Consider the following 12,379-nt stretch of genomic DNA (forward strand, 5'->3'; position numbering starts at 1 on the left):
ACTAAGGCTTACCAACGCAACACGCCGCAGCCGCTCCGGCCATCCGCTGAGAGCTTGGCCTGTGCTGTGCCAGAAAGGGCGCTTCGTGGCCGATTCCGGCAACCCCAACGAGAACATCCCGTCCACCGACGCCGGCGCGAACGGCGAGGTCACAGCCTCGTTGTACGACGCCAGTGCCATCACCGTCCTCGAGGGCCTGGACGCGGTCCGCAAGCGACCCGGCATGTACATCGGCTCGACCGGTGAGCGCGGACTGCACCACCTCGTGCAAGAGGTCGTCGACAACTCCGTCGACGAGGCGCTGGCCGGCCACGCGGACACCATCGACGTCACGATCCTCGCCGACGGCGGCGTTCGGGTTGTCGACAATGGTCGTGGCATCCCGGTCGGCATCGTCCCCTCCGAGGGCAAGCCGGCCGTCGAAGTCGTGCTGACGGTCCTGCACGCGGGCGGAAAGTTCGGCGGCGGCGGCTACGCGGTCTCCGGTGGTCTGCACGGCGTGGGTGTCTCCGTCGTGAACGCCCTGTCGAGCAAGGTCTCCGTCGAGATCAAGACCGACGGCCATCGCTGGACGCAGGACTACAAGTTGGGGGTCCCGACGGCCCCGCTTGCCAAACACGAGGCCACGGACGAGCACGGCACCACGGTCACCTTCTGGGCCGACCCGGACATCTTCGAGACCACCGAGTACTCCTTCGAGACGCTCTCTCGGCGTTTCCAGGAGATGGCGTTCCTCAACAAGGGGCTGAGGATCAACCTCACCGACGAGCGCGAGTCGGCGAAGGCCACGGCCGGGGCGGACGAGGCGGGCGAGGACGAGAAGCACGAGGTCAAGAGCGTCTCGTACCACTACGAGGGCGGCATCGTCGATTTCGTGAAGTACCTCAACTCCCGCAAGGGAGACGTGGTGCATCCCACCGTGATCGACCTCGAGGCGGAAGACAAGGACAAGAGCCTTTCCCTCGAACTCGCCATGCAGTGGAACAGCGGTTACAGCGAGGGTGTGTACTCCTTCGCCAACATCATCCACACACATGAGGGCGGTACGCACGAAGAGGGCTTCCGCGCCGCGCTGACGAACCTGATCAACAAGTACGCGCGCGACAAGAAGCTGCTGCGTGAGAAGGACGACAACCTCACGGGCGACGACATCCGCGAGGGTCTGACCGCGATCATCTCGGTCAAGCTGAGCGAGCCCCAGTTCGAGGGCCAGACCAAGACCAAGCTGGGCAACACCGAGGTGAAGACCTTCGTCCAGAAGGTCGTCTACGAGCACCTCAACGACTGGCTGGACCGCAACCCGACCGAGGCGGCGGACATCATCCGCAAGGGCATCCAGGCGGCCACCGCGCGCGTGGCGGCCCGCAAGGCGCGCGACCTGACGCGCCGCAAGGGCCTGCTGGAGTCGGCGTCCCTGCCGGGCAAGCTCTCCGACTGCCAGTCGAACGACCCCACCAAGTGCGAGATCTTCATCGTCGAGGGTGACTCCGCCGGCGGCTCCGCCAAGTCCGGCCGCAACCCCGAGTACCAGGCGATCCTTCCGATCCGAGGCAAGATCCTCAACGTCGAGAAGGCGCGGATCGACAAGATCCTGCAGAACCAGGAGATCCAGGCGCTGATCTCGGCCTTCGGTACCGGAGTCCACGAGGACTTCGACATCGCAAGGCTCCGCTATCACAAGATCATCCTGATGGCGGACGCCGATGTCGACGGTCAGCACATCAACACCCTGCTGCTGACGTTCCTGTTCCGCTTCATGCGGCCGCTGGTCGAGGCGGGCCACGTCTTCCTGTCGCGCCCTCCGCTCTACAAGATCAAGTGGGGCCGGGACGACTTCGAGTACGCGTACTCGGACCGCGAGCGCGACGCGCTGATCGAGCTCGGCCGCCAGAACGGCAAGCGCATCCGCGACGACTCGGTCCAGCGCTTCAAGGGTCTCGGTGAGATGAACGCCGAGGAGCTGCGCATCACGACCATGGACCAGGAGCACCGAGTTCTCGGCCAGGTCACGCTCGACGACGCCGCCCAGGCCGACGACCTGTTCTCGGTCCTGATGGGCGAGGACGTCGAGGCGCGCCGCCAGTTCATCCAGCGCAACGCCAAGGACGTCCGGTTCCTCGACATCTGAGTCGGTCTCAGCTGACCGCACCAGAAAGGATCTTCACCAGCAATGACCGACGAGAACATTCCAGCCATTCCTGAGGAAGAGGGCCTGGCCCTCCGTGTCGAGCCCGTCGGGCTCGAGACGGAGATGCAGCGCTCCTACCTCGACTACGCGATGTCCGTCATCGTCTCGCGCGCGCTGCCGGACGTACGGGACGGTCTCAAGCCCGTCCACCGCCGTGTGCTGTACGCCATGTACGACGGCGGCTACCGGCCCGAGAAGGGCTTCTACAAGTGCGCCCGCGTCGTCGGCGACGTCATGGGCAACTACCACCCGCACGGCGACTCCTCGATCTACGACGCGCTGGTCCGCCTCGCTCAGCCGTGGTCGATGCGGATGCCGCTGGTGGACTCCAACGGCAACTTCGGTTCCCCGGGCAACGACCCGGCCGCCGCCATGCGGTACACCGAGTGCAAGTTGATGCCGCAGTCCATGGAGATGGTCCGCGACATCGACGAGGAGACCGTCGACTTCACGGACAACTACGACGGCCGCTCCCAGGAGCCGACTGTCCTGCCGGCCCGCTTCCCGAACCTGCTGATCAACGGCTCGGCGGGCATCGCGGTCGGCATGGCCACCAACATCCCGCCGCACAACCTGCGCGAGGTCGCGGCCGGTGCCCAGTGGTATCTGGAGAACCCGGACGCTTCCCACGAGGAGCTCCTGGACGCCCTGATCGAGCGCATCAAGGGACCCGATTTCCCGAGCGGTGCCCTGGTAGTGGGCCGAAAAGGCATCGAGGAGGCCTACCGCACGGGCCGCGGCTCCATCACGATGCGTGCGGTCGTCGAGGTCGAGGAGATCCAGAACCGCCAGTGCCTGGTGGTCACCGAGCTCCCCTACCAGGTCAACCCGGACAACCTCGCGCAGAAGATCGCCGACCTGGTGAAGGACGGCAAGATCGGCGGTATCGCGGACGTACGCGACGAGACGTCGTCCCGTACCGGCCAGCGCCTGGTCATCGTCCTGAAGCGGGACGCGGTCGCCAAGGTCGTACTGAACAACCTCTACAAGCACACCGACCTGCAGACGAACTTCGGCGCCAACATGCTGGCGCTGGTGGACGGCGTGCCGCGCACGCTGTCGCTCGACGCGTTCATCCGCCACTGGGTGAGCCACCAGATCGAGGTCATCGTCCGTCGTACGCGCTTCAGGCTGCGCAAGGCCGAGGAGCGCGCGCACATCCTGCGCGGCCTTCTGAAGGCCCTGGACGCCATCGACGACGTCATCGCACTGATCCGGCGCAGTGACACCGTCGAGATCGCGCGAGAGGGCCTGATGGGCCTCCTGGAGATCGACGAGATCCAGGCCAACGCCATCCTCGAGATGCAGCTGCGGCGCCTCGCCGCCCTGGAGCGTCAGAAGATCGTCCAGGAGCACGACGAACTCCAGGCGAAGATCACCGAGTACAACGCGATCCTCGCCTCGCCGGTCCGTCAGCGCGGCATCATCAGCGAGGAACTCGCCGCGATCGTCGAGAAGTTCGCCGACGACCGCCGCTCCAAGCTGGTGCCCTTCGACGGTGACATGTCCATCGAGGACCTCATCGCAGAAGAGGACATCGTCGTCACCATCTCGCGCGGCGGCTACGTCAAGCGCACAAAAACGGACGACTACCGCTCCCAGAAGCGCGGCGGCAAGGGCGTACGCGGCACAAAGCTGAAGGAAGACGACATCGTCGACCACTTCTTCGTGTCGACGACGCACCACTGGCTGTTGTTCTTCACCAACAAGGGCCGCGTCTACCGTGCCAAGGCGTACGAGCTGCCGGACGCCGGCCGGGACGCGCGCGGCCAGCACGTCGCGAACCTGCTGGCCTTCCAGCCGGACGAGGCGATCGCCGAGATCCTCGCGATCCGTGACTACGAAGCGGCGCCCTATCTCGTACTGGCCACCAAGGGTGGGCTGGTTAAGAAGACGCCACTTAAGGATTACGATTCCCCGCGTTCCGGCGGCGTCATCGCGATCAACCTCCGTGAAACGGAGGCCGGTTCCGACGATGAACTGATCGGTGCCGAACTGGTTTCGGCCGAGGATGATCTGCTTCTGATCAGCAAGAAGGCGCAGTCGATCAGGTTCACGGCGACCGATGACGCCCTCCGCCCCATGGGCCGTGCGACCTCGGGTGTGAAGGGCATGAGTTTCCGCGAGGGTGACGAGCTGCTCTCGATGAATGTTGTTCGAACGGGTACGTTCGTGTTCACCGCCACCGACGGTGGGTACGCAAAGCGGACGCCCGTCGACGAGTACCGCGTCCAGGGTCGCGGTGGCCTCGGCATCAAGGCCGCCAAGATCGTGGAGGACCGTGGATCGCTCGTCGGCGCGCTGGTGGTCGAGGAGACGGACGAGATCCTCGCCATCACGCTGTCGGGCGGTGTGATTCGTACGCGAGTCAACGAGGTCAGGGAGACGGGCCGTGACACCATGGGCGTCCAACTGATCAACCTGGGCAAGCGCGATGCCGTCGTCGGTATCGCTCGGAACGCCGAGGCCGGTCGCGAGGCCGAGGAGGTCGACGCTGTGGACGTCGACGAATCGGACGAGGCCGACACGGTCGTCGGCACGACGGACGAGGGCGACGAGTCCACGGCCGAGTAGGCGAGGAGTGAGTCATCGTGAGCGGAGCCACGGGCGCCGGATCGACCGGTACGGAGACGGACGGCGGCCGTGGCCCCGCCACGGACGCGAAGGACTCCCAAGCGTCCCATGACTCCCAGGGATCCCAGGGGGGAACCGTGACGGACACCCGAGGCGCGCAGACGCCGCAGTACGCGGCGGGTGCGGCGCCAGGCGGCGCGCCGGTGCCTCCGGCTCCCGGTTCGCCGTTGCCCGGCGAGCGGCAGCCTCAGCAGCCCGCTCAGCCGTACCACCCGCCGCAGGCGTACCCGACACAGCCGCCGCCGGCGGCCGGTGCCGTTCGCCGGCCGCGCACCGGGGCGCGTACGACGCCCCGTACCCGTAAGGCGCGCCTTCGGGTGGCCAAGGCCGACCCCTGGTCGGTGATGAAGGTCAGCTTCCTGCTCTCCATCGCGCTCGGCATCTGCACGATCGTCGCGGCCGCGGTGCTGTGGATGGTCATGGACGCCATGGGCGTCTTCTCCACGGTGGGCGGCACGATCTCCGAGGCCACGGGCTCGAACGAGTCCAACGGCTTTGATCTGCAGTCCTTCCTGTCGCTGCCGCGCGTGCTCATCTTCACGTCGATCATCGCGGTCATCGACGTCGTCCTCGCCACCGCGCTCGCCACCCTTGGCGCGTTCATCTACAACCTCTCGGCGGGCTTTGTCGGCGGCATCGAGCTGACGCTCGCGGAAGACGAGTAATCGTCTTCAGGGCCTCTTGACGGTGTGAGCGCATCCTGGTCAGGGATGCGCTCCAACACTGTCCGGGCCGGCAGGAGGCCACCTCGGATATCGATTTTGGGACTGACCCGGAGGTGCGCTAATCTTCAGAGGTCAGCGCGCGGGACGTACACCGCAGAGCGCGGCGGGGCTATAGCTCAGTTGGTTAGAGCGCATCCCTGATAAGGATGAGGCCACAGGTTCAAATCCTGTTAGCCCCACATCTGTTGTGCCAGGTAAGAAGCCCGGTGGGTCCACAGGATCTACCGGGCTTCTACGTTTGTGGATCTTGTTACCCCGCTGCTGCCCCGTAACTTCTCCCAGGACTCTCCTTGCTGCCGAGCACCCTGTGACGCATGGGAGTCGCAGTATCGAGTTCGACAAGGGGGAAGCAGGGTGACGCGCTGATTGTGGCGGTGCGGTGTGAGGCAAGGGGACTGCCTCTGTCGAAGCGCCCTCGTCCGTGCGCTGGTCCAGGACCATCGGCCCAGGTGAGGCTGCGGCCGAGGAAGAAGCTGTTTCGGGCGACGTCTGAACAAGGACGTACCCGGGCGTGCTCGATGTCTGTTTGTTTCAAATGGCAGATCAAGGTGAGGCCACAGGTTCACATGCTGTTGGCCCCACACCACGAAGACCCCCAAGCAGTCATGGTTGGGGGTCTTTTCGTTCGGTGGCGTACGCAAGTTCGCCCGGCTGTGAGGCTTGCGAGGGGGCGCGGCGTCTACGTCAGGTCGTGCACGGGGCGGTGGAGTCCGCTTCCTCCTCGTCCTCGGACGGTGTGTCCACGTCCGTTGGCGGGCGGTGGCGGCAGCTGGGTGAGGAGCCGTGGGCCTCGGCGTGGATGCGCTGCTTCATCGTGGGAGGCAGGGTGCGGCTGAAGGACCAGGTCCAGCGGGACATCGTGGGGGCCGTGACCGCGGGGCTCGTCTTGCGGGCGGCTTCGGTATGGGATACCGCGGTGGCCGCATCCGCTGTGGTGACCAGTCCGAGCGCCGTGCACAGAGCGATGAAGGCGGTGATGACGGCGGTCCACAGCTTCATGACCTTGTTCCTGGCCATGGTCCCTCACTTTCGGGTTGGGCGATTTGCGTACTTTCCTCATGATGTGTATGAGGGCCGCGAAGTGGTGGACCGACGCTCGTGGCGCGTCGCTCTTCAGATGAACACCACCCGTATGGACCCAAGAGGTCCGTAAAGTGGAAACAGGAGCCGAAATTTGCAGAATGTAGCGAGTTGTCGCTCTGCGGTCGGAGCCGTGGCGTCCGCTTCTACGGCTGTGTGCGCGGCGGGAGTTGAGGGCCGACGCAGGTCACCGATCGGTATCGGTCGGTGTGTATAGTCGGGCGCCAGAAGTCCCCTACGTCAAGGAAAGACGAGGTCGCGCGGTGAAGAAGCTTCTCCTGGTCGCACTGGCCGCCATCGGCGGGCTCCTCGTGTACCGCCAGATCCAGGCGGATCGCGCCGAGCAGGATCTGTGGACGGAGGCGACTGACTCCGTGCCCACGGGTTCGTGAGTACCGACGACAGTCTCAGTACAGACCCCGACCGCCCTCGCGGTCGGGGTTTTTCGTTGTCTCCATGTCCTCGAGTCCGCCTCTTCGAACCCATGCACAGGAAGCGCTTGTGTCGCCGAAGCGGGGATGGCGCGACGGCGGGCGGGGCAGGATGGTCGGGGCTTCGCGGTGATCGGGGCGCAATGATGCCGGTCCGCGGGAGCCCGGTGGGTGACGATCCGGGGCTACGACGAGGGGTGGCGCGTGATGGGGCGGCGCACGGTGTGGTGGCGCGGCCGTATGGTCATGACCTGCCTGGCGGCGCTGTGCGCGAGCGCGGTGCTGCCCGGGCCGGCGCAGGGGCAGACACACGGCCAGGGAAAGGCGGCGGGGACGCCTGATCCATACGCCTTCGCCGAGGACGCCCAGCTGGTCGAGGGCGCGTCGAACGCGATCGAGGCGGCACAGCTGGCCCCGGGCGGGACCTATCAGAGCTCCGTCCAGAACAACGAGAAGGTCTACTACCGCCTCCGGCTCGACAGCGTCTCCAACGCGTACGTCTCTGCCACCGCCCTCCCCAGGACGGGGACGAAGGTCGCCTCCTCCGACGGCATCAAGGTCTCCCTCCAGGACCCTGCCGGCCGCAGCTGCTTCTCCGGAGACGCCGAAGAAGCCCGATTCGGGCCCACCGAGAGCCCCCGCCCCCTCACCGCCTGGGCGTCGCGCAGAGTCGGCCCCGACGAGTACGCCTGCCAGACGGCGGGGACGTACTCCGTGGTCGTGGAGCGCACCAGCCGAGCCGATTCCTCACCGGACGAGTGGAGCCTGGAGCTCCAGTACGTGTCCGAGCCCGCCCTCAAGAAGACCGGCCCGACGACCGCCCCGGAGACCTGGAACTCCGCCTCCCCAGAGCCCGTCAGCGGCACGGCCAAGCCCCGCAGGGGCGGCACGAGCTTCAACGACGCGCGCGCCCTCGAGCAGGGCATCTGGAAAGACGGCATCCAGGCCGGGCAGACACTCTTCTACCGGATCCCGGTCGACTGGGGACAGCAGCTCTACGCCACGGCCGAACTGGGCGCGGCCGACGGCGACGGCTTCCTGGGCAACGCCCTCGTCATCTCGCTCCACAACCCGGTGCGCGCCTTCGTGGACGACGCTCGCACCGGATACGACGGCACACCGAAGTCGGCTGCCCTGGAGCCGCTGCCCGCGGTCGCTTACGAGAACCGGTACACCCTCGACGACCAGGTCAGCGGGATGCGGTTCGCCGGCTGGTACTACCTCGCCGTGCATCTCGGCGCCGAGGCGGCCGAAAAGTTCAGCGACGGGGCGATCGACCTGATGCTGAGTGTGCGGGTGGGCGGTGCGGCGAGCGCCGAACCGGCGTACAAGGGGGCGGCCAGGCCTCGCGGTGTGTTCGATGTCACGGAGGAGGACAACGAAGCGGCGGCGAGCGGGGCCGGGGCGACGGGCGGACGTGACGACGGTGACAGCGACGCCACGATGAAGCTGGTGGCCGCGGGCGGGATCGGCGCGGGGAGCGTGCTCGTGCTGGGACTCGGGGTGTGGACTGTGATCGCCCGGCGCCGGGCCGGTGGAACGGCGGCGATGGCCGGCGGTGCGGTCGCGCGAGGGTACGAGCCGCCGCGGGCCCGGTAGCTCGCCGACCCAGGCCGGGCCTCACCTGCTCAGTTCCTGACCTCACCTGCTCAGTTCCGGGCCCTGCGGGATGTCGGGCTCAGATCCGAGTCAGGGCCCAGAACCCGACCGCGAAGCAGACCAGCGCGAGCAGCAGCACCGGAATCGCCACCTGCGCGGGCGGCCCGGGACGCCGGAGCGCGCGCCTGCCACGGTGCCGCGCAACTGGCTGTGGCTGAGGTGGAACCTGAACGTCGCGAGCGGTGTATGAAGCAGTAGAGGCAAATGCGTGCGGCTGCGACGCGGGGGTCGCGCCCTGGGGGGAGTTCACATGCGCGGATCCGTACGACGGAGCGTGGGCGGGAGCCGGGAGCGGGAAGGAGCTGGGGGGAGTGGGGGCCTGCCCCAGGTGTGGATGAGCTGGTTCCTGGGGCTTTGGAGGGCGCTGCGGGTGGGCCTGCCGCTGGTGCCGCTGCGTGTAAGAGGTGGCCGTCCGGGGCTGAGGCGGAGGCGGCAGGTGGAAGCTGCCGGTGTCCGACATCGGCGACGTCGGGGAGGGCTGTGGGGATACGGCATCGGGGGCGGGGGGAGGCGGTTCGGCGTCGGGCATAGGCGTGCCGTCAGGGAGTACGGCGCCCGCGTGGGCCGCAGACGGGACGGGACCCGTCTGCGGATGCGGCGGCGCGCTGCCCGCGCTGATGTCCTGAGACGCGTTGTCGAGGCCTGGGTTGGTGTGCTGAGGAACGCTGTTGTGCACCCGGCCAGACGTGTTCCGGAGCGGGCCGTCCGGGCCGGACTCCGTCGCTGGCAGACCGCCCGGCTCGGACCCCGCCGGGAGTGGACCATCCGGGCCGAACCCTGGCGGAAGCGGGCCGAGTTGGTCGAAGATCTCGATCACTTCGTCCTCGGGGCCGGGGTCCGGCAGGAGCTCCCGGGCCGAGGCAAGGGCCTTGCGCGCCCCCGTGGCGGTGCGGAACCGCGCTTGCGGGTCCGGCTGCAGCAAGGCGGCCACGACCTGCCACAGCGGCTCGGGAACGCCCTTCGGGGCACCCGGCGTGCCATGCGCCGCGAAGTACTCGATGAGTGCCTTGGCATCGGGCTTGGCGCCCTCCAGCAGATAGAGAGCGACCAGGCCCACGGCGAACAGGTCAGCAGGGAAGTCCGGCTCCTCACCGAGCAGTTGCTCGGGTGCAAGGTAACCGGGCGTCCCCACCACGTAGTTGGTCTCCGTCAGCCGTGGCTCCCCCAGACGCATCGCGATGCCGAAGTCGGACAGCCGCAGCCGCGGACGGCCCGTCCCGGTCGCCTCCAGCAGGATGTTGGCGGGCTTGATGTCGCGGTGCACGACCCCCTCCGCGTGCACCGCGGCAAGCCCCGCCAGCAGCTGATCGAGCAGGGTACAGACGAACACCGGCGGCAGGGGACCGTAGTCCCCGATCAGATGGACCAGCGAGCCTCCGCCGACCAGGTCCATGGTGAACAGAACCTTGTCGTCGTCGGCCGCCCAGCTGGCGGGAGCGAGCACATGCGGGTGATCGATCCGCAGCGCCTGCTCCCGCACGAAGCGCAACAGCGCATGCGCGTCGCTCTGTTGCAGGACCTTGGCGGCCACATACCGGCGCCGCCGATGGTCCCAGGCACGCCAGACCGCACCGACTCCCCCGCGTCCGATCGGATCGACCAGTTCATACCTGCCGGCGAAGACCTCACCCATGGTCGTGCGTCGCTCCCTCTTCGGCGGTCGGCACGGCGACCTCATCAAGAGGCCCGGCTGCCCCGCTCCCCGCATCCAGCAAGCTCAAAGGCCCTACGGATACGGGGTGTTCAACAGCCGGGCGGCGGGCTCAGCTCTGGTGGGACTGGTAGTGCGAGACCGCGTCGGAAGTGCGGCCGGCCCCATACACCCGGAGGAACTCTGCCAGCTCCGGGTGGCTCGGGGCGAGGGTGTCAGCCGCCTCGATGATGTCCCCCGCGGCCGCCACGGAACGGAGCAGCGACTGTATCTCGCGTACCACGCGCTTGACCGTGGGCGCACCCGAACTGCTCGACGACTGCGTGCTGTTGCTGAGCACCGATCCCCCCTGCGACTTCTTGATCTCCTCCATGCGCTCGGTGGCCTCGGCCGCGCTCACACTGCCGTCGGCGACCTGCCCGGAGAGGTCCTGCAGCAACTGCACTCGCTGCACCACCGCCGGGTTGCCGATCTTGGCGCGCTGACCACTCATCAGCTGCGACAGCATCGGTGCGGACAGTCCCAATACCCCCGCCAGACGAGCCTGGTTGAGCCCCAGGTCATCTATGAGCCTACGGAAGAGCGCCCCCAGCGGCTCCCCGTACCAATTCCGCTGCAGCTCCCGCGCTCTTGCGGTTGCTTCCTGCTGTGCGGCGTCCATTCGCGTCTCCCCATCGCTTCGTACCGCGGTTCGCTGAAGCGAACCACGTCGAGCATCTTATGGAGAGTGGTCGTTCGCTGGGACCCCAATCCTTTTGCAGGATCCTGGGGGTAACCCGGTACTCTGGGCTGCGGCGCTCTTCGGGAGAAGATTCTCCCGGCGGACGCTTCCCATCCGGGGCCTTAGCTCAGTTGGTAGAGCGCTGTCTTTGCATGGCAGATGTCAGGGGTTCGACTCCCCTAGGCTCCACCCCTTGAAGGCCCCTCCGACCTGCGGAAACGCGGTCGGAGGGGCCTATCTGTAACGGCTTTGCCCGATCCATGAGCCTCAGTCGGCCCGGCCGGCTCCACCGGCCCACAGGTTCCACGTGAAACACCGCTGGGGCGGAAGACCACAGGCCTCCCGCCCACAGCGATGTTGAAACCATGCGATGTCGAAACCGGTGGACGCGAGCCGACACGAACCGGCGACGTCAGCCGCGCTCGTCGCGCTCCGCCGCCTCCGCCGCGGCCTGCTTCGCCTGAACCTCAGGGTCCAGCGCGTCCTGGCCACTGCCATCGACCGAAGTCAGCTGACCGTTGTCCGGCACCTCCGTGGCCGCCGGCGGCTCCACCAGCCAATCGGGGTTGGCCTGCTTGTCCCACCACTTCCAGGCGGCGAAGGCGCCGCCCGCCAGGACGCCAAGAACAGCCAGACCCTTCGCGAGGCGCCCGACACTGGCCCGCCGCTGATGCTTACGGACCAGCTTCTCGATCTCCTTCGGCGAAACCTGTCCACGCAGCGCCGCTAGCGCCGCCGCGCTACGAGCCGCGGCCTCCTCACGGACAGGCCCAGCCGCCGCCCTGGCCTGCTCGATCCTCGGCCGGGAGTAGTCGGTGGCCTGCCGTGCGGCGATGCGGGCGCGCAGCGCAGCCTCGTGGGCGGCGTAGTCGACCTTCGGCGGCACATGAGTGCGCGCCTGCTCCACACGCGGCGCGAGATGGGCGTCGTACTGCGTACGAGCCTGATCGGCGGCCTGGTGAGCGACGGCCGACACCTTCGGCGCGAGCCGTACGCGTGCTTCATGCGCATAGTGCGCGGCCCGGTCCTTGGCCGTGTCGGCGTAGGGCGCCACCGCTTCCGCGGCGTGCAGCACGCTGCCCTTCGCCGAGCCGGTCGCGGCGCGCACGCTGTCGATGCGGGTCACGGGATCCTCCTCCTCGGTGGCGTACGTGGGGAATTGGGGAGATCCCCCAGCAAGACACAGTTCACCTTTCCACCCTTATCGGGATCATGCCTGTCGGAGCACCCCGGGGCATACGCGAGCGAGCATCCGGGTCATGCGCGCACCGACTGCATGCGCACTCAGGG

Annotated in this window: 9 protein-coding genes and 2 tRNA genes; 7 read left to right on the plus strand and 4 right to left on the minus strand. The window is 67.5% G+C overall.

The genetic code is table 11. The features are described from left to right. Positions 1 to 85 precede the first annotated feature (85 nt). From gyrB to ACGFNK_RS26565, 4 genes are all read left to right on the plus strand, one after another. The gene (gene gyrB, locus ACGFNK_RS26550) at positions 86 to 2,128 is read left to right on the plus strand and encodes a DNA topoisomerase (ATP-hydrolyzing) subunit B (protein ID WP_393419813.1); all 2,043 of its coding nucleotides are present in this window, start codon (positions 86 to 88) and stop codon (positions 2,126 to 2,128) included. 42 nt (positions 2,129 to 2,170) lie between these two features. After that, positions 2,171 to 4,762, plus strand: coding sequence for a DNA gyrase subunit A (gyrA, locus tag ACGFNK_RS26555; protein ID WP_386340037.1), 2,592 nt, complete (start codon positions 2,171 to 2,173; stop codon positions 4,760 to 4,762). 17 nt (positions 4,763 to 4,779) lie between these two features. Continuing rightward, positions 4,780 to 5,487, plus strand: coding sequence for a DUF3566 domain-containing protein (locus ACGFNK_RS26560; RefSeq protein ID WP_393419815.1), 708 nt, complete (start codon positions 4,780 to 4,782; stop codon positions 5,485 to 5,487). Between the two features lie 165 nt (positions 5,488 to 5,652). Next, positions 5,653 to 5,726: transfer RNA gene (locus ACGFNK_RS26565), tRNA-Ile, on the plus strand. A 505-nt stretch (positions 5,727 to 6,231) separates the two neighbouring features. On the opposite strand, the gene ACGFNK_RS26570 is transcribed toward ACGFNK_RS26565, so the two are convergent. Then, positions 6,232 to 6,564, minus strand: a complete 333-nt coding sequence (locus ACGFNK_RS26570; protein WP_393419817.1) for a DUF6344 domain-containing protein — start codon at positions 6,562 to 6,564, stop codon at positions 6,232 to 6,234. 326 nt (positions 6,565 to 6,890) lie between these two features. Between ACGFNK_RS26570 and ACGFNK_RS26575 the strand changes: the two genes are divergently transcribed. Next, positions 6,891 to 7,019 (plus strand): DLW-39 family protein, encoded by a 129-nt coding sequence (locus tag ACGFNK_RS26575; RefSeq protein WP_003999697.1) that lies wholly within the window; start codon positions 6,891 to 6,893, stop codon positions 7,017 to 7,019. A 210-nt stretch (positions 7,020 to 7,229) separates the two neighbouring features. Next, the gene (locus ACGFNK_RS26580; RefSeq protein WP_393419819.1) at positions 7,230 to 8,657 is read left to right on the plus strand and encodes a hypothetical protein; all 1,428 of its coding nucleotides are present in this window, start codon (positions 7,230 to 7,232) and stop codon (positions 8,655 to 8,657) included. Between the two features lie 79 nt (positions 8,658 to 8,736). Here ACGFNK_RS26580 and ACGFNK_RS26585 read toward each other — a convergent pair whose 3' ends face one another. Together ACGFNK_RS26585 and ACGFNK_RS26590 are read right to left on the minus strand one after the other, a co-directional pair. Continuing rightward, positions 8,737 to 10,350, minus strand: coding sequence for a protein kinase (locus ACGFNK_RS26585; RefSeq protein WP_393419821.1), 1,614 nt, complete (start codon positions 10,348 to 10,350; stop codon positions 8,737 to 8,739). A 130-nt stretch (positions 10,351 to 10,480) separates the two neighbouring features. Then, positions 10,481 to 11,029 (minus strand): DNA-binding protein, encoded by a 549-nt coding sequence (locus ACGFNK_RS26590; protein WP_344394530.1) that lies wholly within the window; start codon positions 11,027 to 11,029, stop codon positions 10,481 to 10,483. A gap of 176 nt (positions 11,030 to 11,205) precedes the next feature. On the opposite strand from ACGFNK_RS26590, the gene ACGFNK_RS26595 reads away from it, so the two are divergent. Continuing rightward, positions 11,206 to 11,278: transfer RNA gene (locus ACGFNK_RS26595), tRNA-Ala, on the plus strand. A gap of 223 nt (positions 11,279 to 11,501) precedes the next feature. On the opposite strand, the gene ACGFNK_RS26600 is transcribed toward ACGFNK_RS26595, so the two are convergent. Next, on the minus strand, positions 11,502 to 12,215 hold the full coding sequence (locus ACGFNK_RS26600; RefSeq protein ID WP_393419823.1) for a DUF5324 family protein: 714 nt from the start codon (positions 12,213 to 12,215) through the stop codon (positions 11,502 to 11,504). Positions 12,216 to 12,379: the final 164 nt, after the last annotated feature.

Origin of the sequence: Streptomyces sp. NPDC048825 (assembly GCF_043198355.1) — a bacterium.
Classification (GTDB): domain Bacteria; phylum Actinomycetota; class Actinomycetes; order Streptomycetales; family Streptomycetaceae; genus Streptomyces; species Streptomyces xiangluensis.